Origin of the sequence: Agrobacterium sp. O3.4, assembly GCF_041414895.1 — a bacterium.
In the GTDB taxonomy this organism is placed as follows: Bacteria; Pseudomonadota; Alphaproteobacteria; order Rhizobiales; family Rhizobiaceae; genus Agrobacterium; species Agrobacterium cucumeris.
The window spans coordinates 1-25,905 of record NZ_JALPZP010000009.1 but is presented as its reverse complement, the minus strand read 5'-3'; the positions used below and the strand labels follow the sequence as shown (position 1 = coordinate 25,905).

The 25,905-nt window shown below is 58.5% G+C and carries 18 protein-coding genes and 3 pseudogenes; 9 read left to right on the top strand and 12 right to left on the bottom strand.

The features are described 5' to 3' along the window. Positions 1-84 precede the first annotated feature (84 nt). Positions 85-1,116, bottom strand: a complete 1,032-nt coding sequence (locus M0412_RS24585) for an ABC transporter substrate-binding protein (protein WP_161991478.1) — start codon at positions 1,114-1,116, stop codon at positions 85-87. Between the two features lie 326 nt (positions 1,117-1,442). Here M0412_RS24585 and M0412_RS24580 point away from each other — a divergent pair, with 326 nt between their 5' ends. Together M0412_RS24580 and M0412_RS24575 are read left to right on the top strand one after the other, a co-directional pair. Further along, positions 1,443-2,111, top strand: a complete 669-nt coding sequence (locus M0412_RS24580) for an SGNH/GDSL hydrolase family protein (RefSeq protein ID WP_012475956.1) — start codon at positions 1,443-1,445, stop codon at positions 2,109-2,111. Between the two features lie 72 nt (positions 2,112-2,183). Beyond that, positions 2,184-3,275, top strand: a complete 1,092-nt coding sequence (locus M0412_RS24575) for an ROK family transcriptional regulator (protein ID WP_234888140.1) — start codon at positions 2,184-2,186, stop codon at positions 3,273-3,275. A gap of 118 nt (positions 3,276-3,393) precedes the next feature. Here M0412_RS24575 and M0412_RS24570 read toward each other — a convergent pair. Next, positions 3,394-4,788: pseudogene (locus M0412_RS24570) on the bottom strand (methyl-accepting chemotaxis protein); the annotation flags it as partial. 1,430 nt (positions 4,789-6,218) lie between these two features. On the opposite strand from M0412_RS24570, the pseudogene M0412_RS24565 reads away from it, so the two are divergent. Continuing rightward, positions 6,219-6,377, top strand: a pseudogene (locus M0412_RS24565) (DeoR family transcriptional regulator); the annotation flags it as partial. A gap of 33 nt (positions 6,378-6,410) precedes the next feature. After that, positions 6,411-6,977: a DeoR/GlpR family DNA-binding transcription regulator gene (locus tag M0412_RS24560; RefSeq protein ID WP_269703988.1), complete on the top strand. Its 567-nt coding sequence runs from the start codon at positions 6,411-6,413 to the stop codon at positions 6,975-6,977. 50 nt (positions 6,978-7,027) lie between these two features. Here the strand turns inward: M0412_RS24560 and hisN are convergent, their stop codons facing one another. From hisN to M0412_RS24510, 10 genes are all read right to left on the bottom strand, one after another. Further along, the gene (gene hisN / locus M0412_RS24555) at positions 7,028-7,819 is read right to left on the bottom strand and encodes a histidinol-phosphatase (protein ID WP_012475953.1); all 792 of its coding nucleotides are present in this window, start codon (positions 7,817-7,819) and stop codon (positions 7,028-7,030) included. Positions 7,820-7,822: 3 nt separating this feature from the next. Beyond that, the gene (locus tag M0412_RS24550; protein WP_077768147.1) at positions 7,823-8,761 is read right to left on the bottom strand and encodes a choline/ethanolamine kinase family protein; all 939 of its coding nucleotides are present in this window, start codon (positions 8,759-8,761) and stop codon (positions 7,823-7,825) included. Positions 8,762-8,772: 11 nt separating this feature from the next. Next, positions 8,773-9,702, bottom strand: coding sequence for a phosphotransferase (locus M0412_RS24545; protein ID WP_012475951.1), 930 nt, complete (start codon positions 9,700-9,702; stop codon positions 8,773-8,775). Then, on the bottom strand, positions 9,692-10,957 hold the full coding sequence (locus M0412_RS24540) for a Zn-dependent hydrolase (protein WP_012475950.1): 1,266 nt from the start codon (positions 10,955-10,957) through the stop codon (positions 9,692-9,694). Before M0412_RS24540 ends, M0412_RS24545 begins: the two co-directional genes overlap by 11 nt. Continuing rightward, complete coding sequence (locus M0412_RS24535; RefSeq protein WP_161596387.1) at positions 10,950-11,708, bottom strand: DeoR/GlpR family DNA-binding transcription regulator; 759 nt, start codon at positions 11,706-11,708, stop codon at positions 10,950-10,952. Before M0412_RS24535 ends, M0412_RS24540 begins: the two co-directional genes overlap by 8 nt. Then, on the bottom strand, positions 11,698-13,509 hold the full coding sequence (locus tag M0412_RS24530; protein ID WP_077768149.1) for an ABC transporter ATP-binding protein: 1,812 nt from the start codon (positions 13,507-13,509) through the stop codon (positions 11,698-11,700). Before M0412_RS24530 ends, M0412_RS24535 begins: the two co-directional genes overlap by 11 nt. Next, positions 13,510-14,427: an ABC transporter permease gene (locus tag M0412_RS24525; protein WP_012475948.1), complete on the bottom strand. Its 918-nt coding sequence runs from the start codon at positions 14,425-14,427 to the stop codon at positions 13,510-13,512. Position 14,428: 1 nt separating this feature from the next. Beyond that, positions 14,429-15,409: an ABC transporter permease gene (locus M0412_RS24520; protein ID WP_077768150.1), complete on the bottom strand. Its 981-nt coding sequence runs from the start codon at positions 15,407-15,409 to the stop codon at positions 14,429-14,431. A 62-nt stretch (positions 15,410-15,471) separates the two neighbouring features. Further along, positions 15,472-17,037: an ABC transporter substrate-binding protein gene (locus M0412_RS24515; protein ID WP_012475946.1), complete on the bottom strand. Its 1,566-nt coding sequence runs from the start codon at positions 17,035-17,037 to the stop codon at positions 15,472-15,474. Further along, positions 17,010-18,479 carry an amidase gene (locus M0412_RS24510; protein ID WP_202048391.1) on the bottom strand — a complete coding sequence of 490 codons (1,470 nt, stop codon included), beginning with the start codon at positions 18,477-18,479 and terminating at the stop codon, positions 17,010-17,012. The genes M0412_RS24515 and M0412_RS24510 overlap by 28 nt, the downstream gene beginning before the upstream one ends. A 361-nt stretch (positions 18,480-18,840) precedes the next feature. Between M0412_RS24510 and M0412_RS24505 the strand changes: the two genes are divergently transcribed. The 5 genes and pseudogenes from M0412_RS24505 to M0412_RS24485 all read left to right on the top strand — a co-directional run. Next, on the top strand, positions 18,841-19,629 hold the full coding sequence (locus M0412_RS24505; RefSeq protein ID WP_012475944.1) for an N-formylglutamate amidohydrolase: 789 nt from the start codon (positions 18,841-18,843) through the stop codon (positions 19,627-19,629). A gap of 274 nt (positions 19,630-19,903) precedes the next feature. Further along, positions 19,904-21,295 (top strand): ethanolamine ammonia-lyase subunit EutB, encoded by a 1,392-nt coding sequence (locus M0412_RS24500; protein WP_012475943.1) that lies wholly within the window; start codon positions 19,904-19,906, stop codon positions 21,293-21,295. Then, positions 21,292-22,038, top strand: coding sequence for an ethanolamine ammonia-lyase subunit EutC (gene eutC, locus M0412_RS24495; RefSeq protein WP_012475942.1), 747 nt, complete (start codon positions 21,292-21,294; stop codon positions 22,036-22,038). The genes M0412_RS24500 and eutC overlap by 4 nt, the downstream gene beginning before the upstream one ends. 618 nt (positions 22,039-22,656) lie before the next feature. Continuing rightward, positions 22,657-22,785: pseudogene (locus M0412_RS24490) on the top strand (IS110 family transposase); the annotation flags it as partial. Between the two features lie 422 nt (positions 22,786-23,207). Further along, positions 23,208-25,905: ATP-dependent RecD-like DNA helicase (locus M0412_RS24485; RefSeq protein WP_371338340.1), on the top strand; the 2,698-nt coding region annotated here is incomplete at its 3' end.

Here is a 25,905-nt window from a genome sequence, read left to right as displayed (position 1 = left end):
GTTCCTCCCAATCCATGCAGCTCCGCTCGGTCACCATCCGCCGGTTCCGGAATGAAACCGGCGGATGCGCCTTGGGAGGCTATTTTAGTTCTTGGTATAATACTTCTTCAGGTCGTCCTCGGAGAGCTGGGAAGGCCACCAGACGTTCGCCGAGAGATCGTCGCGGTAATACTTCTTGACCTTCTCCAGGTCCCAGCCCGGAGGATTGTAGTCGTAGTGCTTGTAGAGCTGCTTGCCCTCCAGCAGTGCGACAGCGGCATGCACGCCTTCGGCGCCCTGGGCCGGCGAATATTCAGCCGAGATCGACTGGAAGCCGTCATGGATCCACTGGCCGAAGAAGCCGTTGTTGCCTTCTCCGGAGATCGGCGGGATCTTGGCGCCGAACTGCTTGAAGACGTCGACGCAGGCGCGCGTCATGTCGGCACCCGACGACCAGATGCCATCGACATCGGGGCTGTTCAGGTAAAGCGTTTCGCAAACGCTCTTGCCCTTGTCGTACTGCCAGTCACCGTGCTCTTCGGCGACGATCTTCACGTTCGTGCCCTTGAGGGATTCCAGAAGGCCATTATAGCGGTTGGTGTCTTCCGGATGACCGGCGAGACCGCGCAGAACCCAGATCTTGCCGTTATCGCCGACGGTCTTGACGAGCCAGTCGCCCATGACCTTGCCGAAGTGCTCGGCGCCGCCCTGGATCTCGGTCGTGTAGTCTTCTGTTTCGACGCGACCGGTATGAACGATGACCGGGATGCCGGCGGCAATCGCCTTCTTCATGGAGGCGTTTGCGGAGGTGGAGGTGACCGGCTGCACGATGATCGCGTCGACCTTCTGGGCGATCAGGTCTTCGATGTCGGCAACCTGCTTCTTCTGGTCAAAGCCGGCGTCGAGCAGGATGAACTTCTTGATGCACTTGTTGGCTGCGGCCGCCGCTTCCGATTCGTGAGCAACCTGAACGGTCCAAGTGTTGGCGTTGACGCCAAAATCGCTCATGCCGATAACCCAGCCGCAGTCCTTCTTGTACTTCCCGGCTTCCGTCTGCGGATTGTCGCCAGCCTTCGGCGTGATGCCGTCCATAAACTTGACTTCATCCGCCCATAGCGGGCCCGCGGTCGACGCCATCAAAAGCGTAGCCCCGAGGATAGATTTCACATAGCCGTTCACGAGATTTCCTCCCTTGCTCAAACACCGTCGTCCTCTCGACGTCGGATCTCCATTGCCACGGAGACACATTTATCCAGGCCGCTGAAGCGGCTTTAATCGCGGGCCAAAGCCATTGGATGACTGGGCTGGCTATGTTCAGTTCCTGGAAAATCTTGCTCTCCCATTCATAGAAATGCCACACGGATAAACGGCTGTCAATAATTATTCAGACTGAATGAATATCAATAAACTTGCACCATGGATCGACAAAGGCCATAATCGCCGTTGAATGTTCATGCGTCTTTATGATTTGCCATAAAGGTGGGGAGGAAATGCGGTCAGTCTTATGTTACGGCGACTCGAATACGCATGGCCAGATTCCGGGCGGCTCGCCGCTCGATCGATATGGGCCGGACGAGCGCTGGCCAGGCGTTTTGAGACGGGAGCTTGGAAGCAAGTGGTATGTGGTCGAGGAGGGCTTGAGCGGCCGTACGACGGTTCGAGACGATCCGATCGAAGGCCCGATGAAGAATGGCCGAACCTACCTCCGGCCATGCCTCATGAGCCACGCAATCCTCGATCTCGTCATCATCATGCTCGGGACGAACGACCTGAAAGCCCGTTTCCACCAGCCTCCCTCCGAAGTGGCGATGGGGATTGGCTGCCTGGTCTACGATATCCGGGAGCTGGCGCCCGGTCCGGCCGGCAAGCCCCCCGAAATCATGGTGGTTGCTCCACCGCCGATGCTGGACGATATCAAGGAATGGGAACCCATATTTTTCGGCGCCCAGGAGAAATCCCGGCGTCTCGCCCTCGAATTCGAAATCATTGCCGATTCGCTCGAAGTACATTTTTTTGACGCCGCCACCGTCGCGGCTTGCGATCCGCGCGATGGCTTTCACATCAATCGGGAAGCGCATGAAGCCTTGGGAACGGCGCTCGCCAGGGAAGTCGAGGCGATCGGTTGGAGATGATGATATTGCCGCAGCGACGTTACGAATGGATGCCAGTACATCTTTATGCCTTACTCCAAGAGGATTGCATTGATGCCTGATATGCGTTTTGCACCACCCAATCCCTTGCGTATTGCCGATCGGGCAACCGGCCTGAATGCGGTCAGCGTGCGCAGTTACAATGAGCGCCTGCTGCTGTCGCTGTTGCTTCAGAACAGCGAGATCACCCGATTGGAGATCGGCGAACGGACGGGCCTTTCAGCCCAGACTATTTCGGTGCTGGTCAGGTCGCTGGAGCAGGAAGGACTGGTTGCGAAGGGGGAAGCCCAGAAGGGACGGGTCGGGCCTCCGACCGTTCCGGTTGCCCTCAATCCGGAAGGGGCCTTTTCGATCGGCATCAGTGTCGGCCTGAAGCGTACCGACGTCGTTCTGATCGATTTTGCCGGCGCCGTTCGCTATCATATGCAATTGCCTAATCCGCAGCCCGAACGCGACAGCAACCAGACAATGTTCATCGAGACCATTCGTCAGGCGGTGAACATCGTCCCCAAGAATGCTCAAAAGCGTCTAGCCGGCATTGGCCTTGCGCTTCCGTCGAGCGCTTCGGAGGGGCGTGAGGAAAAGGCCTACTTCGACTCGCTCCAGAAGGAAGTCGAGGAGCTTACCGGCTACTCGGTGTTCGTGCAGAACGACATTACGGCTGCGGCCAGCGGCGAAAGCATGTTCGGTGTCGCCAAGCCGTTTTCCGATTATCTCTACTTTTATATCGGCGCGAACCTCCACAGCCGCCTGGTCTTGAACCACCAGATCCACCACGGCAATTCGGTGGTCAGTTTCGATGTCGGCGTGGCATCTTTGGAATCCGTATTGACCGCCGTGGGCGCGCCAACGGATCACCTGTGGCAGCCGCTCGCACCATGGCCGGAGAACAGTCTGGTTCTCGAATGGGAAGGCAAACTGGCGGAAAAGATGCAGGGCATCGTCAAGTCGCTCGCGCAATTTGTCGAGCTCGAAGCGGTGATCGTTTCTTCATTCGTGCCGAATGTCGTCTATCGGAACATCTGCGTCTCGCTGCAAAAGCTGGTTCCCGAAGTGACCGTGATGCCGAGCGGCATATTGAACACGCCGAAGGCCGTCGGTGCTGCAAGCCTGCCATTCATCTCCCGTTTCATGGTGGAAAGTTGAAGACCGTGGTGGCGGCTGGGTTCACCGCCACCATCCCAGCCCGACATGCGCGGGACCGGCCGTAGAAGAGGCCTTGAAAGAACGGGACGCCGCGTCAATCGATGTCAACTGCGGCAAATCACGCCGCCCGACTGTGGGCCAACGCCGCTTCATCTTCGCCTCCGATTTGAAAGTGCTGGACCAGCGCCAACAGGCCGTCAGCCTGGGAGGCGAGTTCGCGGCTCGCGGCCGTCGTCTCCTCGACCATCGCCGCATTGTGCTGTGTCATCTGGTCCATCTGATTGACGGTCGAGTTGACCCCCTGCAGCGCACTCGACTGATCGTGGCTGCCGCGGGCGATCGTCTCGACATGCTGACTGATCGTGACGATCTGCGAGCTGATCTTCGCAAGGACCGAACCGGTTTCCTGGACCAGATGCGAGCCGGTATTGACCTCGGCCGTCGACTTGTTGATGAGGACCTTGATCTCCTTGGCCGCCTTGGCGGAGCGCTGCGCCAGTTCACGCACCTCCTGGGCAACGACGGCAAAGCCTTTGCCCGCATCGCCGGCGCGTGCCGCCTCGACGCCGGCATTCAACGCCAGCAGATTGGTCTGGAAGGCGATCTCGTCGATGACGCCGGTGATCTGCTCGATCTGGCGGGAGGCTTCTTCGATCCGGCCCATCGCATCGATCGCATTGTTGACGACGATGGCTGAATCGTCGGCGCTCTGCTTGGCCTGGCGGACGATCTGGTCGGCATCCTTGGCACGTTCCGCCGACGAGCGAACCGTGACGGTGATCTCGTCGACGGCGGCTGCCGTTTCTTCGAGCGAAGCAGCCTGCTGCTCAGTCCGTTTGGCAAGATCCTCGGCCGCCTCGGCCATCTGGTTGCCATTGCCCTGGATCATTTCGACATTGTCGCGGATCTGGCGCATCGTCGCCTGCAGCCGCATCATCGAGCCGTTGAAATCCTTCCGCAGTTGGTCGAGGGAGGGCGCGAAAGGAGTCGCAATGCGATGATCGAGCCGCCCGTCGGCCAGGTTCTTCAGGCCGGCGGCGAGTGCCGAGACCGCATGTTCCAGCTCGGCCGCGCTTTTTTCCCTGTCCGTCTCGCGGAGTTGCCTTTCCTCTTCGATCTGACGGTTACGCTGGATCGCCTCCTCCTCCATTCGCACCTTGTCGACTGCCCCCTGGCGGAAGGATTCGAGCGCCCGCGCCATGATGCCGATTTCGTCAGAACGCGAGACGGACCGGATCTCGATTGCCTGATCGCCATTGTTCAGGCGGTTCATCAGGCCTGTGATGTCCGCGAGCGGCTTCGTAAGACGGGAGGAGAAGATGTACCCGACGATACCCATTCCGAAAAGGACGGCGAGAGCGGTCAGCGCGGCCCACTTTGCAAGCTCGTTTGCCGAGGAGACGACATTAGCCTTGCTCTGGCCGATGACGAGAAGGTGCGGCTGACCAAAGAGGGTGACAGGGACGTAGGAGTAAAAATTTGAACCATGGGCCCCATCAGCGAAGACGGAGCCATTCTTCTGCTCGTTCGCGGCCTTGAGCAGCTCCGGCGGCACTCCATTTTCCGCTGCGACGTTGCCTGCTCTCAAGGTGCCGTCGGCGGCAATCAGAAACGCCTCGTCGACGCTCCGTCCCAAGCCCTCGGGCGAAATGAGCGCCAAAAGCTTTGCCGGCGCGATACGGATCACGACGGTGCCGCGCTTGACGACAGAGCCCCAGACAACGTTGGCAAGGGGTTTGGCAAGAAAAGCCGAAACATCGCTTTCCTCGCTTTTGAACGAAACGAACCCCGTCCGATACACTTGGTCGGCCGGTCCGGCGATGGATGAGGCAAACAGGGACTTCAGGGCGGCATTCTGCGAATCCTGGACGGCCGCCATGAACTCGGGTCCCTTGGTGACCGTATAGACCACCTGGCCATTGTTATCGATGACGAAGATATCGCTGAGATCGGCATTCTTCCAGGCGCTGAAGAGTGGCCCATGCACCGAGCTATGCTTGACGGCATAGAGCATCTTGACGGTCGATCCGTCGAAAGCCGCTCTTTGTGCGGGGCTCTTCGACATGTCCTGGAACGCCTCCCTTATCTTGGCATCAGACATTGCGATGGCCTTTCCGGCCTGCTCCGTCATCTCTCCGAGCGACTGGCTCTGCGCGATCTCGGTCAGCGTCTGCTCGACCCGTTCATCATAGGCCCGGAGCGCCTTCGATTGATTGGCTGCAATCGCTTCAAGGCGGATCTTGCTCGCCTCGATCAAACCGTTCTTTCCGATCTGGTAGCTCAATGCTCCGACAGACGCGCAAGAGACGATCGCTGTCCCTATGATCACCACGGCAAACTTGGCCTTAATGGATCGCATGCGGTGGGACAATTGCAAAGCATTGTGGAAAATCTGCATTTTGAATCCATTTCGAGTCAAACAGTTGCTAATCATCATCGACGACAGTTCTGAAAAATCCGTTACGGGTCATAACTTTCTTTCTATTTTCAATATGTTGCTTAGGCACGCCCTCAAGAACCTTGAGGTTTTCAGATGTTGCTTTTGTGGATTTTAGCTCAATTCTCCGGTGATATGCCCTCAATATTCCAACATTCCCACATGGAGCAGGGACAGAATCGCATTCACTCCGGACCAGGATTTCGATCGAAGGGTTCATTTTGTATGGAAGGCAAGCGCGTTGCTGATCACATAGGCAGCGATTCTCGCGCGGGCGGGATGGTCATTGCGCGGTGGAAGATCGCGTAATTTGTTTGAAAGATCCGCAAACACCACATAAATACACAAATCCAAGGACAACGTCGTCGACTTCCCGGTTCACCGTCATCCTTACAAGCATCTCGCAACCTTTTCCGAAGGCTTGCGAGATAGATCTGCCGCTTTAAGGGATTGTCAGCATCAGCGTTGCTGTCGACCCCCGCACCGACCCGAGGACGAAGCTGTCAATGTCGAGTGAAGTTCGCAAAGAAGTCATTCTCGAACGACTCGATCGTGATCAACGCGTCAGCGTTCTGGAGCTTTCGACAGAGTTCGGTGTTTCGGGTGAAACCATTCGGCGCGACCTGAAGGATCTGGAGGCCGAGGGAGCCGTTCGGCGCGTTCACGGAGGCGCTATACCGGCCGGCCGAACCGCGGATGTGCCGATTACCGACCGCATCAGATTCAATGCGCTCGAAAAGGACGCGGTCGCGCAGATGGCGCGCAACCTCATAACCGACGACTGCGCCATTTTCCTCGACACAGGCACCACCACCCTGTCCCTTGCGCGCCACCTGACTGGCTTCAAGAAGCTGCGGCTCTACACCAATTCCCTGATGATCGCGCAAGCCGCCTGCCAGCATTTCGGCGTCCGGGTCCAAATGACGCCGGGAAATCTCCGCCCGATTGAGCAGGATCTGGTCGGCTATGATACGCTGTCCTACATCCAGCAATTCCACTTTGACATGGTCTTTATGGGTGCGGCGGCAATCGCGGCGGAGTATGGCTTCATGGACTATGAAGAGGATGAAGCGCGAATTCGCCAGGCTCTGCTGAAGCAGACGGCCAGAAGCATCATGCTGGCCGATCATTCCAAGTGCGGCAAGACGGGCAATGTCATTACCGCCGCATTTTCCAGCGTTAACACATTGGTCACCGATCAACGTCCCCCGGCAAATATATTGGCGGCCGCCAAAAGGGGCGACCTCGAAATCATCCACGGTTGACCATACCGAAAGCGTCAGACCGGTGTCCGCCGTCTGAGGAAGCCCCGTGGTCAATCCCCGTGCAGGAAAGCCATGATTTGCGCATGCAGGGAGGAATTTGCCGCCGCCACGATACCGCCGCCATTTTCTGCCGGTCCCCCGTCCCAGTCCGTCACGACGCCGCCGGCCTGCTCGATGATCGGAATGAGGGCAACGATGTCGTAGGGATAGAGGCCCGCTTCCACGACGCAGTCGATCTGCCCTGCCGCAAGCATGCAATAGGCATAGCAATCGGTCCCGTAACGCGCGAGCCGCACTTGTTTTTCGAGCCGGTCGTAGCTTGCTCTCCGGTCGGCTTCGAAGATCGCCGGCGTCGTTGTGAAGAGCGTCGCGTCGGCAAGGTTCTTCGTCGCGCTGGTTGCGAGCCGCGTTTGTCCGTGCTGGCCCTCGTAGTATGCGCCGTTGCCCGTCGCATAAAACAATTCCCCGATAAAAGGCTGCGCCATCATGCCGGCCACCGCATCACCATCCCTGGTCAGCCCGACAAGCGTGCCCCAGAGCGGGATACCTGATATGAACGACCTGGTTCCGTCGATCGGATCGATGACCCAGACCAGGCCCGCATCCGCGCCTTCATTGCCGAACTCTTCGCCCAGGATGCCGTGATCGGGATATTCCGAACGGATAAGCGCTCGAAGCGCTTTCTCCGTTTCGCGGTCGGCTTCGGTGACCGGATCGAACCCGCCGGCAATCTTGTTGACGACGGCTCCCGGCAACCGGAACCGGGGCAATGTCTCGCGGGCGGCAACTGCCGCGAGGCGGCGAAGAAAATCGGGAGAGATCACCTCTTCAGTGCTTTGCATGTGTCAGACCGCCTTCAGCCATTGCGGCCACAGCGAATTGCTCATTGCGAAACGCGCGCGCATATGTTTCCAGAACCCATATTTGAAGAAGTCGAAGTCAAGACGCGAGACTTCGTTCTGCACCATCGCCCAGGTCGACCATTTGAGGTCGACGAGAGCCTTGAACAAAGCGATCCGCGCCAGAACGCCCGGATCCGCCCGGCCATAATATTCCTCGATCAGTTCCTTTTCGGTCTCCGGCGAGAAGCACATCTCGCAGAACCAAAGCGCGAGTTCCGCCGCCCGATCATTGGTGGAGGCGTATTCGAAATCGACAAGCATGACCCGGCGATCGGAATGAAGGAGGAAATTGCCGGCCAGTGTGTCGTTCATGCAGGGCGCGAGATCGAGACCCGATGCCTCGAGCGCAGCTCGCGCCTCGCGATAGCGCGCATTCATCCAGCCGAAGTCGCTCGGGAAATCGCCGCCAAGCTCCAGGACCTGCTGGAAATGTTCGTCGATCATGTCGAAGGTGGTCTTTCGCTGCGAAAGCGGTGCGGTGTCGTTGAAGGCCTTCAGCGCACGAAGACCGTTGAGGCGGATGACAGGATCAAGAAAATCGGCGTTTGTCGATGTTCTGAGCCCCTCGACGAATTCACTCACCTCGACCCCCGTTTCGGGGAAGAACTCGATGATCCGGGCGCCGACGCCCGCCTCGTGCGCCCTGCGGCCGGCTTCGTTGGCAGTTCTCCGGTCGATGAACATTTCGGTCCCAGCGCCGGGTATCTTCACGAAGAAGCTGTGCGGCGCACCTTCGACGTAAACCCGCCAGTTGGGATTGCTGATGCCCCCGGGTACTGGTTCGTAGGAAACCTCGAGGCCTCGCCAGTCCGCCACGGCTATGATGGCCTGCTCGATCGCCTGCTCGGCCTGCGATGCGCCTTCACCCAATCTCAGTCTCATCGCTCTCTCCATCAGACCTGTTTCAGCCATGTTTCAAAGCGTGGTCCTTCGATGACCGTGCGGGCTCTCAGAAGCCGCCATTCGGCGTATTTGAAGAATTCAACATGCTTGCGCGGCGAGCGTGCGGCATTGATGAAGCCCCAAAGCGCCCACATGAGATCGTCGGCCGCTCCATAAAGGCGTGCCCGCGCGAGCACGCTCGCATCCGGCTTTCCGGTTGCGATTTCAATGGCCAGCAGCGCCTCGCCATCGAATGGGAGGAGTTCGGCCAGCACGGTTCCGATATCGTACGCGGGGTCCGCCTGGCGCGCCCACTCGAAATCGACCAGCCGAACTCCGTCGTCCGGTCCGACCATGACGTTCGACGAGATGCCGTCCGCGTGGCACGGGACCGTATCGACACCTGCGGCGCCGATGGCGCCGGCAATGCGCTCGACGGCAGCAGAGACGGTGAATACCGGTGCTGGCAAGATCACATCCGCTCCTTCGGCAAGCTGCCGGTAGGCGGCAACGAGCTCGAAAACGCTGCGCGTTTCGCCAAGCCTCTCAGCCTGATGGAAGCTGCGTTTTGCCGTCAGAAGATTTTCGAGAACCCGCGGGCGGCGAAGGACATCGGCATGCCCCCACGCCCATTCCTCGCCAAGCGCTTCGAATACCAGGACGCCGCCCTCGGGAGCGGCATGGATGAGCCGCGGGGCAATGCCCAGTTCGCCTGCCTTGCGGCTGGCCTCCGCCACATGGTTCAGGGCAACAAACCGAGACATGTCATCGTGGAGACGTTTGACGAAAACCCGCGGCTGATCCGCCTTGCTTGCGAAAAAGCAGAGATTTTCGACGCCGCGGTGAATGGGCGACACCACTCCGCCAATCGGAGCTGAGAGGGTGGCGCCGGAAAGGCCGACCGCGTCGAGCGCAGCCTGAACTGCAGCATCATCCTGCATGGAACTCTCCCTCAATGATGTTGCGAAGCGTGGCGGTCAGCACCGCCAGCCCCGCCTGCACGTCCTGTGGCTCGGTCAGTTCGTCGGGATGATGGGCGATGCCATCGACGCTCGGAATGAAGATCAGCGCCGACGGGATACCACTGTTTTGCAAGGCGACAGCATCGTGGCCTGCAACCGAACGCATGGTCAATGGCTCGAAACCGCAAGAACGTGCCGTGCGATCGACGAGTGCCATTAACCGCCTGTCCATGCTGGCGGGATCGCGCAAAGTATCGGCGACGATTTCCAGCTGCGTGCCGGTTTCGGCTGCCGCCTTTTCGAGCGCGGCAAGGGCGAGCTCACCTGCCATGTCGAGTTCGGCCACGTCAGGCCCCCTGAGCTCGAACCACACAGTCGCCCGGTCGACGACAACGTTCGGCGAGTTGGGCTCGACCACGAGGCGCGCAGCGGAGCGGTGGAGGAGGGGATGGCTGGCCGCGACGACTGCTTCGAAGGCGGCAATTCCTCTTGCTGCGGCGAGAAGCGCATCTCGGCGATCGGCCATCGGCGTCGGACCCGTATGCGCTGCCCGGCCGATCCAGCGGACGGTCTTCTTGCGCGCCGCCCAGGTTCCTTCGACGACGCCGATCTTTCGGCCCGCTTCGAGAAGTTTCCGTCCCTGCTCGACATGCAGCTCGACATAGGCTTTCGGGGGAGGGGGAACAATTCCCGAACTGCCGCTGACGCCTATGGCCTCGAGCGCGCGCTTGAGGGATACGCCGTCTCCGTCGCGTAGTTCCAATGCATCGCCAAGCGCCAATGCGCCGGAGAAGACCGTGCTGCCGGTCAGGCTCGGCTGGTAGCGGGCGCCTTCCTCATTCGTCCAGTTGACCACCGCGAGGTTGTAGCGCGGTTTGCACAGTCCGCGTTGCACCTCGGCGTGAATAGCGAGCGCGGCCTGTCCGGCAGTCAGGACACCCAAGGTGCCGTCGAAACGACCGCCTCGGGGTTGGGTGTCCAGATGCGAGCCCGCAAAAATCCAGGGCGCATCCTGACCGGCCCAATCGAAGCAGGCAAACTGATTGCCGATCGCATCATTCGCGATCTGGACGGCTGCCTGTTCCATCCACACGGCAAAAACACCTCGCGCCATGCCGTCCTCGGCGCTCGCCGCGAGGCGCGTCACTCCCGCTCCGGGATGAGCACCGATGGCAGAAATTCGGTCGAAGATCGCATCGAAATCCGTCCGCCGTGTCGTCGCCGCGTCAAGCATGGATGATCTCCAGTTCTTCTGCCCGAACGGCGCCGAGGATGTCTTCCGGCGGACGCCGGTCGGTCACAAGCGCACCGATTTGCCCGAAGGGAGCGGTGATCACATTGCCGACCCTTCCAAACTTCGAATGATCGGCCAGCATGACGCTTCGCGAGGACCGCTTTATGAGGATCTGACGGATTCGCGCCTCGTCTTCTTCATAGTCCATGAAGCCATATTCGACATTGACTGCCGCGGCACCCATGAAGACCATGTCGAAGTGGAACTGCTGGATGTAGGATAGCGTGTCATAGCCGACCAGGTCCTGCTCGACCGGTCGCAGATTTCCAGGCGTCACGTGCACGCTGACGCCGAAATGCTGGCAGGCGGCTTGTGCAATCATCAGGGAATTCGTGTAGAGCCGAAGCTTCTTGAAGCCGATCAGCCGGCGCGCGAGCGCAAGCGTCGTCGTGCCGGTATCGAGGAAGATCACACAGTCGTCATTGATCAGGTTGCGCGCCACGCCGGCAACCGCATCCTTCTCAGTCGAGTTGAGCTTGATGCGCTCGGTAATCGGCGTGTCGGCTGTGCGGCCGGCTGGAATTGCGCCGCCATGCACGCGGCGCACAGCACCTTCTGCTTCGAGGTTCTTCAGATCGCGGCGAATGGTTTCGCCCGAAACGCCGAACTCTGCTGAAAGCTCGACAACGCTGACGCGCTGATCACGGCCGAGACGCTCCAGGATGATCTCCTTGCGGATCTCACTGGACATGGACCGCCTCGTCCTCATGCCGATGCAGGCAGGCTGCGTAATTCCCGCCATCAGAACCCACAAGCATCGGATCGGTCTTTTCGCAGTCGCTCTGCGCGCGCGGGCAGCGCGAACGGAACGAGCAGCCGACCGGAAGATGAATGGGGCTCGGGGGCTCGCCATCGAGCAGATATTGCGCGCCCGGGAAACGGTTTTCCTCCAGCGTCGGCATGGCGCTCAGCAGCGCCCGCGTATACGGGTGGTGCGGATGTTCAAAAAGCGTCGTGTTGTCAGCCAGTTCGACGATGCGCCCTAGATACATGACCGCCACGCGGTGACAGATACGACGGACCAGCGCCAGGTCGTGAGATATGAAAATGTAGGAAAACCCGTGTGCCGCCTGGAGCCGTTTGAAGAGATCGAGGAGCTCGGCCTGCTCGACCTGGTCGAGCGCCGACAAGGTCTCGTCAAGGATCAAGAGGCGCGGCTTCAGCACCAGGGCTCGAGCAATGTTGATGCGCTGGCGCTGCCCGGCGCTAAGCCCCACAGGCAATCGTTCGGCGAGGTCCGCATGAAGGCCGACTTCGCGCATGGCCTCCTGCGCGCGCTGCTCGGCATCACGCCGGCCGACGCCGTGGATCAGAAGCGGCTCCTCGATCATGCGTATGATCGACATGCCCGCCGGCAGCGATCCATAGGGGTCCTGCAGCAGAAGCTGGAACGATTTGCGCATCTCCGTCAACGAACGAGCAGAGAGACTCGAGAGGTTCTTCCCGAGGAACGCAATGCGACCGGCATTTGGCTGTTCGAGCCAGGCAAGCAGGCGCGTAAGCGTGGATTTGCCGCAACCGCTTTCCCCGACGATGCCAAAATTTTCACCCGCCTTGACGGTAAAGGACACGTCCCGAACCGCCTTGACTTCGTTGAAGGCATTGAACGCATCGCGCCGGCGCACGCTATAGGTTCGGGTTGCATTTTCGACGGTCAGGACAGCCTCACCGTCTTTTGCTTCCGGCGCCGACACGTTCTTCCAGATCGATGGAATGCGCGAGAGGAGGGCGCGCGTATAGGCTTGCTGCGGGTTGGCAGCAATATCGGCAGTCTTGCCCCGTTCGACGATGCGGCCGCCTTGCATGACGAGCGTTCGCTCGGCAATCTGTGACACCACCGGTAACGACGAAGAGATAAACAGGAACGCCGTGTCGAGGCTTTGCCTGAGGCTGTCGATAAGCCGGATAATCTGGGCTGCGACCGTTACATCGAGCGGCTGCGTAATATTGTCGGCGATAACAAGCGATGGCTCGGAAACGAGCGCATCGACAATCATCACGCGCTGCATCATACCGCCGGAGAATTGGAAGGGCGCCTCGTGGAAGCGAGAGCGCGGTGAGGGAATATGCACCCGGCCAAGGAGATCGAGAACTTTTTCCTTCGCTTCCGCCTTACCGATATCAGGCCGGACAGATCGAAGCTTCTCGACGATCTGATGGCCGATCGGCAGCCTCGGATCAAGCGAACCCATGGGGTTTGCACCGATGAAGCCAATGCGGTTTCCTCTGATCGACCGAAGACCCCGCGCATCGAGGGAGAGGACGTCCTTTCCTTCAAAAATCACCTGACCGGAAGAGATTTCCAGCGGTGCTTGAATGGCGTTCACCATGGCACGCGCCAGCACCGACTTGCCCGATCCGGCTTCGCCGACGAGGCCGAGAACTTCGCCTGGCTGGAGCGCAAAGTCCACATTGTCGACGATGCGCCGTTTGCCGCCATCCCGCAGGAGATCGACCGAGAGATTGGAGACAGCTAGGATTGGATCACTCATTTACGCATCCCCTCTCAGAACCGCATTGCGCGCGCGCTCCAACGCCGAACCCATCAGATTGAGGCAGGTCAGCGATATCAGCAGGAACAGACCGGGCATCGTCGCGATCCACCATGCGTTCAGCAGATACTTTCGTGAATCCGCGATCACGTTGCCGAATGTCGGTGTCGGCGGCTGAACCCCGAGACCGAGAAAGCCGAGGATCGACTCGAAGATCATCATGCGGGCGATATCGAGCACAGCGACGAAGGCGATCGGAGGCAGAACGACAGGCGCCACAAACAACAGCATGATGCGAAGGTCCGAGGCACCGAGAACCCTCTCACCGAGAACATAGCCGCGATTGCGTTCGCCGAGCGCCACGGATCTCGCGACGCGGGCATAGAGCGGCCAGCCGGAGAGGCCAAGCACGAGGATGATCGCAGGCACGGTCGGGCGTGACACGCCGAGAATGGTGATGGCAAGAATGATCATCGGAATTGACAGCTGAGCATCGGTCAGCCGCATGATGACCGTATCGAGCCAACCACCACGAAAACCGGCAAGAAGACCGAGACTGCAGCCGACGATGAACATCAGAACCACGGTCGTCACGCCGATGAACAGCGAATAACACAGTCCGACGAGACAGCGCATCAGAACGTCACGGCCGAGTTGATCGGTACCGAGCACATAAGGCCATTGCCAGCCCTCGGAAGGGAATGGCGGAATAAACTTGTGGCTGTAGGCCATCTTGAGCGGATCAACCGAACTGACAAATGGCAGGAGAATCGCAAGTCCAAGCAGCAATCCGAAGCCGATGAGGCCAATGCGAAAGTCGAGGCGCCCCACGGCAATTTGCAACATGCGTCTGGTCGGTGTGGTGCCGCGCTTGACGACGGTGCGCTCGGTGGCGCTCAATTCTACGATATCGGTCATCTCAGTATTCCAGTCTCGGATCGATGGTCATCGCGATAAGATCGACCAGGATGTTGATCACCACGAACATCACGGAAATGAAGATCGCGACGCCCTGGATGAGCGGAAAGTCGCGCTGTTGAACGGCATTGATCGTCAGGAGCCCAAGGCCCGGATAGTCGAAGATGAACTCGACCACGAGGACGCCGCCCAGAAGCATGCCGAGTTGCACACCCAGCAAGTTGATCAACGGGACCGCGGAATTGCCCAGCACATGCGAGAAGATCGTGCGCCCGCGGCTCAGGCCTCTAACAGCAGCAAGCTGAATGAAGTCTTCGCGCAACACCTGAGCGACAGAAACGGTCAACGTACGCAGGATGAACGGCGCAATCTCCACCGCGAGCACGATCGCGGGCAGAATGGTGTATTCGAAGCCGTTGTAGCCGATCGCGGGCAGAAGCCTGAGCTTCACCGACAGAAAGAGCGTCAGCACGATGCCCAGCCAGAAGTTCGGGGTCGAGACGAAGATCGACCCCAATGCGAGCGCGAGTTTGTCGGGCCAGCGACCCTGATAGAGCCCGCCGGCAAGGCCGAGCGGAACAGCAACGAGCAACGCGATGACCAGTGCGACGGCTGCGAGCTGCAGGGTCATCGGGAGTGTATCGAGAATGAGATCTAGGACCTTCGCCCGCTCTTCGCGTGTCGGGTCGTTATAGGCCGAGCCGGCCAGGCTCGCCCCGCTCTTCGGCCTGACGAACGACGTGCCAAGATCGCCGGTCGCCAAATGGCCAAGATAGGAGACGAATTGCAGCGGGATGGCCCGATCGAGACCAAGTTCCTTTGCCTTCATCGCCACGACCGCATCAGGGGCCATGCCGCCGACGATAAGGCGCGCGGGGTCACCCGGCACCACACGCAACAGCGTGAAGATGATGAATATGACGAGAAGGATGATCAGGCCCCCCTGCAGAAGCCGTCTCATCAGGAATGATAGAAGGAACATGTACTTACCCTAGTCTGTCGGGGCCAAGGCGGCCACTGCCAGGCAGTGGCCGCAGCGCTGGATCAGGCCAATGTCGCCTTGTTGGCGTCCATCATACCATTCGGGTAGATGTAGAGACCACTCAGGCCATCACGCATGCCGTGGATGAAAACGGACGTGAAGAGAGAAAATGATGGCGTCTTCTCCGCCAGCAACGGCATCAGCTCGGTCTGAATGACCTTCTTGCGTTCCTCGGGCTTTGAGGCGTTGCGCTCTTTGTCGAGGGCAGCATCGATTTCCGGATCCTGGATGCCGCAGATGCGGTGCGTCGTCGAGTGGAAATGGGTCCTCAGCACCAGATCGGGTTCCGGCGAACCCGTCGACCAGCCGCAGTCGATCATATGACCGGGCCCGCCGCCGGGACGATCGTAGAGCGCGTCACCCCAGGCCGCGACTTCCATGACGTTGAGCTTGACGGGGAAGCCCTGTTCCTGAAGCATCGCCGTGATGGCCTCGGCATATTCCTTGGTCTTCGGGTAGAAGCCGACCGACGTGATGTATTCGAGTTCGGGCAGACCTTCGCCCTTCGGGAAGCCGGCTTCCGCCAAAAGCTTCTGGCACTGGTCCGGATCGAACTTCGGATAGTTCGGGATATCGACATAGCCGAACTTGACCGGAGACACGTAGCAGTTCGACGCGTGACCGGAAACGCCGAGAATATCGTCGATCACCGACCGGTCGATCGCGTGGCACACGGCGCGACGCAGTCTCCAGTCGTTGAAGGGCGGCTTCGAGCAACGGAACCAAAGATACTTGTTCTCGACCGAGATCGCCTTGTGAAGCTGGAAGCCGCCGGTCTTTTCGATCGTTTCGACCTGTTCGGCTTCAAGGCGTTCGATAAGGTCGGCCTCGCCATTCAGAAGCGCCAGTGTCCGGGTCGTCGCATCGCCGACGAAGCTGAAATGCAGTCCGGGAATCGTCGGCTTGCCGAGGTAGAAATTGTCGAAGGCCTCGAGAACGGTCGTGTTGCCGTCCTGCTTGACGAACTTGAAACCACCGGTGCCGTTCGGCCGGGCAGAGAGCGTCTTCGGGTCGGCGACGTCCTTTGCCGACATGATCGGCAGGAAGGAGGACAGGAACCAGAAAAGGCTTGCGGGGTAGCCGGCCTTGTCGGTCTTGACGCGCGCGACGTAATCGCTGACGACTTCGACTTCACAGGGACCGGGATACCAGGCGGCCGGTCGGTCGGGGCGACTTGCATACTCGAATGTCGCCTTGACGTCTTCGGCCCTGAACGGCTTGCCGTCGTGGAAGGTGACGCCTTCGCGCAGCTTGAATTCGAGCGTGTGCTCGTCGATCAGCTTCATCTCGGTCGCCAGTTCCATGACGAGCTCGTCAGGCTTTTCCGGCGTCATCGGTGCGCGGGTTAGATAACCGAACACAAAGCTCTCAAGGTTGATCTGCGCCAGCGTCGTGTGAGAAGACGGATCCCAGTTGCCGGTCAGAGTTTCGGCCGAGAGAAATTTAAGGACCTTGTTTTCCGCGGCATTGGCCGGGTTGACCAGGAACTTAGTATTGAGGATAGGCATGCCAAGTGCGATGCCCGCAAGCGCCGAACTCTTTAAGAGCGATCTTCTATTGAACTCCATGACGACATCTCCACAGTTGATTTGCTGGGCGTTCCCCACCCCATCTTGTCGCCAGCAACGACAAGTGGAGGATTGTTGTTTTTGAAAAGATGGTCCTCGGCCTGCTGGCAGAATGCCATGACAAGCGCATCGGCGTGGCGACGGCCGACGACCTGCAGGCCAACGGGCAACCCGTTGACGGTCAGGCCGCAAGGCAACGAGGCTGCCGGGTTGCCGGAAAGATTGAAGGGATATGTAAAGGGCGTCCAGCCCGTCCACGCGAGGACTTCCGAGGGCGATTGGAACCCTTCGGGCGCCTCCCGATCCGCCGCAAACGGCTCGACCGGGATGGTTGGCAAGAGGAGCAGGTCGACGTCCTCAAAGAGTGCGTGCACGCGACCAGCAAATTCCGCGCGCGCTTTCGCAGCCGAGAGATAATCCTTAAGATCGTAGCGTGCCGACGCTTCGACGAGCGCACGGAAACCGCTGCCAAAATCGGAAAGATCCGACTGGGACCCATAGGCGACGCCCCGGCCGGCAACCCAGAGTGTCTCGAAGATACGGATCGGATCTTCCCAGTCCGGGGAAACCGAACGAACATCGATAGTGAGCGCCTTGGTGAGCGCATCGACCGCTTCGCGCACGACCCGGTCGATTTCCGGCGCGACTTTGAACCCGAAGAGGCTTGGTGCAAAACCAATCCGGAGGGACTTTGTCGATCGCGTTTCAGTGTAATCTGCTCCGTCGTCCGGCAGCGCCTGATGGTCTCGCGGATCGGGCCCCTTGGCAATATTGAACAAGAAAGCGCTATCCTTTGCCGTGACGCTCATCGGACCGGCGTGGGACAGCATCTCCGTCGCGCTCCAGGGCCAAGCCGGAACGCGCCCCAGCGAGCCCTTCATGGCAAACACACCGCAGAAAGCTGCCGGGATGCGCACGGAACCGCCACCATCGGACCCCAATGTGAAGGGAACCATTCGGGCCGCGAGCGCAGCACCCGAACCCGAGCTCGAACCACCACTTGTGAGCTTGGGGTCCCATGGATTGCGCGTCGGGCCATAGAATTCGGAAAAGCCGGAACCGGACCACCCCATTTCGGTAGTTGTCGTCTTGCCGATGATGATAGATCCGGCGTCAATCATCCTCTGGACGATCGGCGCCGTCATCTTGGGAGCGAAATCCTTATAGGCACGAGATCCGCGCTGGCATAGCTGCCCTTCCACGAAGAAGAGGTCCTTCACGCCCATCGGGATACCATGAAGAGGACCACGGAACCGACCTTCGGCTGCCTCGCGATCGCAGGCCCTCGCTTCTTTGAGGGCCTGTTCTTCAAACACCTGGCTGAAGGCATTGACGATGGGGTTCAGCCGCGCAATGCGCGCCAGGCATTCCTGAACGAGCGCTTCGGATGTGAGCTTGCCGGAAACAATTGCTGAGCTGAGCGAAAGAACTGAAAAATCCACGATTGCGATCTCCTTGGAATGTGGATTTATGTGGATATTTTGCGTTTGTCAACACACCCGATGAGGGTTTTTCAATTTCCGTAGCTAAGAAAATCGCCATGAGAGTGATCGCGGCTGACAGCACAAGCGTCGGCACAGGATGGGAATTGGATAAAATGCTCTGAGGATCTGCCTTACAAAAAGGCATATTTTGCAGGCATTTTGCCCATGTTTTCGGCAACAGTTAGAAATCGGCGTAGCGAACGAGGGGCCGTGACGTGGCGAAACCTCCACCGCGACAGAGGGCTACTTTATGCAATGTTGATATCATGTTGCTTTTATTGTTTTCGTTGTTATTGTGTGGATATCAACGGAGACTGTTATGGGTAAATTGTCGTTGCTCGCCCCTGGCGAGTCTGCAATCGCGATCGAAAACAAGGCCGCGCTCGGCAAGTTTGTAATCGTATGCGAGCATGCTTCACACCTGATCCCGCCTTCACTCGGCGACCTCGGCCTTGATGCGTCTGCGCGTTCAAGTCATATCGCCTGGGATCCGGGCGCCCTGGAACTCGCACGATATCTTTCGTCATCTCTCGATGCGGTCCTCTATTACCAGCGCTTTTCGCGGCTCGTTTACGACTGCAATCGCCCGCCGGAGGCAGTGTCTGCAATTGTTGGCAAAAGCGAGATCTATGACGTTCCGGGAAATCAGAGCATGCCGGAAGCAGATCGCCTGACGCGGATCAACGAGATTTATCTACCCTTTCGTGATGGACTGTCCGAAATTCTCGCCTCTCGCAAGGCCCAGGGGCGCGGGACGATGCTCGTCACAGTCCATAGTTTCACCCCCGTCTATTTCGGCAAGAAGCGCGAGGTCGAGATCGGGATATTGCACGACAGCGACACGACGCTCGCAGATGCAATTCTCGCGGAATTCGAAGGGGCCGATCGCAAGTATGTCGTCATGCGCAACCAGCCATACGGTCCAGCCGATGGGGTCACGCACACGCTCGTCGAGCACGGCATCGCGAACGGTATTCCAAATGTCATGATAGAGGTGAGAAATGACCTCCTGGTGGCCGCGGATGACCAAGCTGCGGTTGGCAGCTATCTCTCCAGGCTCATTGGAAAGGCAGCCTCGACAGTGAAGGCCGGGCAAACGGTCAGTTGAAGCCGCCTCGGGCAATCGAGTTCCGAACGCCTCATGATCCATGGCGGATCCGAAATGCTTCGGTCACGGCTTGCATCGTCCGGAGGCACCTTAGGAGCACAAGCCCTTCGATGAATGGACCGCGCGCGCCCAAGCCAGGAGTGGCATGGATCGTGCATAGCTTTCAGGAGGCATGGCGCCCGCACTGCCCAGTTCGGGCTGGACTTACAATCTTGAAGGTAGCTTCGCCCTTGCGCAAGAAATGGGCTGCCTGATACCCACGAGCGGAGATAAAATGTATTCGATCATACTTGGACGCGAGCGCCATGTCTTCGCCGACCTGAAATCGGTCATGGCCTGTGCCTCGCCACTCAAGTCAGGCGATGTGCTTGCGGGGGTTGCAGCGTCAAGCAACGAGCGGCGGGTCGCTGCCCGCTGCCTGCTTGCCGACATGCCGCTCAAGACATTCCTGGAGGATCTGTTGATCCCCTACGAAGTCGACGAGGTCAGCCGGTTGATCATCGATCGCCACGACCCAATTGCCTTCGCGCCAGTTTCACATATGACGGTCGGCGAGTTTCGCAATTGGCTTCTCTCCTACGACGCGACAACCGAAAGGCTGGCAGCACTTGCGACGGGCCTCACGCCGGAAATGGTCGCGGCGGTCTCCAAGATCATGCGCAATCACGATCTGATCACCGTTGCCGGTAAATGTAACGTGGTCACTGCCTTCCGCTCCACCATCGGCCTGCCGGGCAGGCTGTCGAGCCGGCTCCAGCCCAACCACCCGACCGACGATCCAGAAGGCGTCGCCGGTTCGACACTCGACGGCCTTCTCTACGGAATCGGCGATGCGGTGATCGGCATAAATCCCGCCACCGACAACCTCGATGCCTGCACCAGGTTGATGGTCCTTTTCGACCGGCTGCGCGAGCGGTTCGAGATTCCCACCCAATCCTGCGTGCTGACTCATGTCACCACTTCCATCAAGGCGATCGAGGCCGGGGCGCCGCTCGATCTTGTGTTCCAGTCGATTGCCGGCACTGAGGCTGCCAACAATGGTTTCGGCGTCGATCTCGCCGTTCTCAGGGAAGGCAATGACGCCGCGCTGTCGATGAAGCGCGGCAGCGTCGGAAACAACGTGATGTATCTGGAGACCGGTCAGGGCAGCGCTCTTTCGGCAGATGCACATCACGGCGTGGATGAACAGACGGTCGAGGTGCGGGCTTACGCAGTCGCACGTGAACTCCGCCCGCTGCTCGTCAACACCGTGGTCGGTTTCATCGGACCGGAATATCTGTTCGACGCCAAACAGATCATTCGCGCCGGGCTAGAGGATCATTTCTGCGGAAAACTGCTCGGTGTGCCGATGGGGGTCGATGTCTGCTATACCAACCATGCCGAGGCAGACCAGGACGACATGGACAATCTGATGGTGCTATTGACTGTCGCGGGCGTCAGTTTCATGATTGCCGTGCCCGGCGCTGATGACGTCATGCTTAACTACCAGAGCCTGTCTTATCACGATATTGTCGGCCTCAGGCATCAGTTCAATCGTCCGCCGGCGCCCGAATTTGAGGCTTGGCTCAATCGCATGGGCATGCTTGATCACTCGGGCCGGCTGGCGCCCGCCAGCGCCTCGGGCCAATTCTCTCGCAATCTCTTGAGCTACGGGGTGTCCGCATGAGTTGGGGTCGAGACCCGTTTGAGCGCTTCCGCCATTCGACACGCGCCCGGATTGGACTCGGTAGAGCGGGCGACGCGTTGCCGACCTCGGCAATTCTGGATTTCCAGCTGGCCCATGCGAAGGCCAGGGACGCCGTGCACGGTCAAGTGGATTTTGTCGCCCTCGCCAAGCAGCTTGCACCGGTATCAACGATCCGGATCAGGTCCTGCGCCACGGATCGTACCATCTACTTGTCGCGCCCGGATCTGGGTCGCCAGCCGCTTGCAGCCGATCTTCCAATGCCAGGGGATAGCCATGACATCGCGTTCGTCATCGCGGACGGGCTTTCCGCCTCGGCGGTCGAGCGTCATGCCGTTCCGCTTTTCAAGGCATGCATGAAGCGTCTTGGCGGCTTCAGTGTCGCCCCGGTGATTTTGGGCGAACAGGCGCGGGTAGCATTCGGCGACGAGGCGGCGGCGGCGTTCGGTGCGGAGGTTGCAATCGTCCTGATCGGCGAGAGACCGGGGTTAAGCGTGCCTGACAGTCTGGGTGCCTACATCACCTTCCGCCCCCAGGCAGGACGGCGCGACAGCGAGCGTAACTGCATTTCGAATATTCACGCCGACGGGCTCGGCTACGAGATTGCCGCGGATAAGATCGCCTGGATCGTCCGGGAGGCGCTGCGCTTGCAGTTGAGCGGTGTGGCGCTTAAGGAGGGTGCCGAGAGTTCGGCAAAAATCTCTTCGAACCCTGGGCAAGAATGAAGCCTGAGGCGCGATCACCGAGGGCTGTCCTGACGCTCCCCTCTCGTTCGGTGGGCGAGCCTCTTGGAATCACCCCGAGTGCGAAAGGTTCACCGTTCGGATCGGGGAGGGCAACTCGGAACTCTTGCCTAGCCACCTGCTTGACGGCAGCTTTGTCGGCAATGGCCTTGGTCACACCCGACGCCATCCGCGGTGCTGGGGAGGCAAACCGGGCGAGAGGTCCGACCGGCCGACGAGATCGCAAAGCCGTGCGGCCTCACCCCGCGCGCGAGGCGCTCGCCGCGTTGCTCGCTTTGCCATCGCTGCATTCTGCTGATGATTTGGTCTATCAGGTTGACTGCCGTATTGACCTCGGCAAGGCGGACCGACTGTTCGCGTGCCGACGTCGCGCTCGAGTCCGCGTCATGATTTACCGTGACGATATAGCCTTCGATGGTCTTCAGCACCTGACCGGTTTCGCTCGCCAGCTTGACGCCACTCTGGACTTCCGCAGGCGTGAACTGCGCCCAGCGCTCTGCGAGAGTGTGGTCGCACGGGGTGCAATCAAGCTCCAGGAGACGATCATGAAGCTTCCCAGAGTCATTACGACAATAAGACCGAAATCCGCACAGAGGTGCAATATTCGTGTTCCTTGAGTTAAGCCGAGCGACATGGTTGGTCACATCATTGTCGGTAGGTGGCGGTGAGAAGATCTCGAAGCATACGGTTCAGCACGCAGACGTCGGCGGACTGTTGTCGCGCTTCGCCTAAAGGCATGAAAGTCGCGTTTCAACGAACAGGCTCGATCGAACCAGCGACCCAACGTTAATGATTACAAACTGCAAACCGTAACCCTTAAAGGTAAACATTTCCAAAGTTTCATTTGTAGCGATTTTGAATTTTTCATGTGTAGAAGCGTTCCTGATATCAAGTTATAGTCCTCGCAATCGATCCACCATAGAAAGATTGCTCATCTGAGCTTAAGGAATTCAATTCTTCCTCAGATATACTTGGAGCCACGCGGGCCATCTAACTGACTTCTAGGTTTTGATGAACACCATGTCCCCTCAATGGCTTTGAGACCGCACCGGATGCTCATTGAGTTTTGAAATCAGCACCGTTACCGAACTTTCCATCCTGGCTGGCTGATCACACACGATTGGAAAGCGAGGGGAATAGGAGTGGCAAGCATGCCAACCGACGACATTGTAATGTCCGATCCCGGAATGGCTGCTGTTGACACGTCTGTCCCTACGCGCTTCCAGACAGATCTTCGCCAGTTCAGTAACCTGCTGGACGAGAGCAATATTGTGGAATGGGTCGTAAACCACGCCGCAAATCGCAATGCGTGCTTCGGACAAGACCAACTTAAGATTTCGGCGGCTCGGGCACTCACGCACTACAAACGGCCGGTACAAGAAATCGACCTGCTATTCCAACAGGTCGTCGCAAGCGACAAACTGACCCGGCTTGATTCTCCAGATGGCCAACCTCTCTACACCTCTACAGAGCTGAGAGCTGCGGAACAGAATACTGTACGTCATGTCACCAATCTTTCCGCAGAAGAAAGCTTCGGCGTTCCGGGAACCATTGTTGATATGGTCGCCGATAGAGGCATTTTCACACCGGAGCTCAGAGGAGCATTACATTATCTGTCTAGGCGAAATCGAGCTTCCACTATGGTGGGCGTAGCGGGTTCCGCAAAAACAAGTGTACTTGGAGCCCTGAACGAAGCGGTGGACAGGTTCAACGAGGAAGCGCTCCCGACCGAGAAAATAAAGTTGATTGCCTTCGTACCCACCAACCGGGCGGCCCAGGAGCTTCGTGAGAAAGGTCTTCGCGACGTCGCGACGACTTTCAAGGCGAAAGACCGCACCATCGGAAAAAATACCATCGTCGTGATCGACGAAATGTCGATGGCCAAGACGCAGGAGATCGCGCAACTAATCGAGACAGTTGCAAATGCCACTTCCTATCACCCAACCGAAAGGCCGAAACTGATATGTGTGGGAGACGATCGGCAACTGCCCCCTGTTGGACCTGGTGATCTGCTTCCGATTATTATGGAGCAAGCCGGCTGCTATGAACTCGTCCAGCCGCTTCGACAGCTCGACGCGCGGTCGCGAATAGAAACAGAAAAGCTCGGACGTGACATACGACGCGATGCCAAGAGCGCCGTCGGGCACTATCTCACAGCGCTCGAACAAATGGGCCTCGTCCATTTCGTATATGCTCCTCCTAGCGGCTCAAACGTCAGGGCGTCAGACCAGATCACTGACCGCATGCTGGAGGAGATGAATAGAGTTTGCGACCGATATCCGGTGTATGATCGTCTTGTGATGGCACACTCCAACAGGAGCGTTAATCGCGCCAATATCGCTCTTCATCAGAGGTTTGTTGACAAATCCGGATTGCAAGACCAGCAAATGAGTGTGTGGTCAAGCGTAATAGATAGTGGAAGTTCGGAATCTGGAATAGATGAGGGTTCGTCGAGACGCGTTCAGCAAAGGATTAATCTCGTCTTGGGAGACAGGATTATATTCAGCGAAAACCGTCTGCAAGCGGACATCCGCAATGGTACTTTTGCAACTGTAGTCGGACTTAATAGCACAGAAGCTTCCCGAGCTGAGAATGGCACATCTGCTGGGGTTCGCATTACTGCAAGGTTAGACGGATCTGGACGAACCGTCACTTGGACCGATAGCGAGTTTAAGGGTTTTACCTACGGCTATGCTGCTACAATTTATAAGAGTCAGGGGGCCACAGTTGATCACGCCATTCTCCTCTGTGATGGTGCTCTTTCAGATAAGCTGACCTATGTCGGCCTGACGAGGCATCGCAGTCGTCTCGACGTCATTGCTTCTCCCCTCGTGGCAAACAATGTTGAGGCTCTCAGTGCAAAGCTCACTCAGCAAAGCGCGCCAAATAATTCCATTCAATTCCCAGCGCTCGAACCTGCTGCCTTCCAAGAGCGCTCGTCGGTTTCGAACGCGCACTTGCTAAGGCCGCTCGACCAGATGGAAATCTCTCCAACGACGCCGCTTTCCTTCCAAGGCAGACAAGAAAGCTCCTTCGGGGAGAACCAGCTGCACGAACCATCCACATCGGATGTGGAAATGCCGGAAAGCGCGGACCTTTACCCGAGCGCCATTGACTTCGAAGTTTTCCAGTCTTCTGTCATCACGACTGAAGAGCAAATGCAACCGGAATTCTGCGGGTCGGAATCGACGGCTAACACCTCAGCCCACGAAAGCCACCAAGTCACGATCGCAACGGTAACAAACCTGGGGATAGCGATCGAGAAACGGAAACGAGCGGCGGCAAAGGAAGAAATCGATTCTCGCAAAAAAATGGCCCGTCACTCAGTTAGTTCTGCCGAGGAAGTTGAAGATATCACTTCCCTGTTCGAACGATTGAAACTGGCAACCTCGGTCACCAACACAGTTCAACCGACGTATGCGGACGTCGATCATATCATCGGTACTGATGGCCGAGTGGGTCCAATACCGCACCGGGAAGATGATCCGGGATCAAATTGGGAATTGTCGTCAACGAACGCCCCCTCAAACGTCTCAGAGAAACGATCGACCAAAGACTCAGGAGAAAAAAATATGGCTTCGAATGACCAGAAAATGCAAGGCGCTGACTCTGCAGGCAGCGAGCGTCATTTTTCGCAGACTTCCATTGTGGAAGCCCTGCAGGCTGGCGATCACAAGAAGCTCGTGGAAACGCTCGCCGCAACCGGCTCCCTTGTCGAGAAGGCGGACGCCGGGTCGGCGCTGAAAGCAATGGCGGATGCTTACGAAAGGGATATCAAGGCAGATCCCGAAAAGGTCCGCATGCTCTATGCCAATCGGCGCGTTGATGTAGATGCGCTGGCCAAGGAGA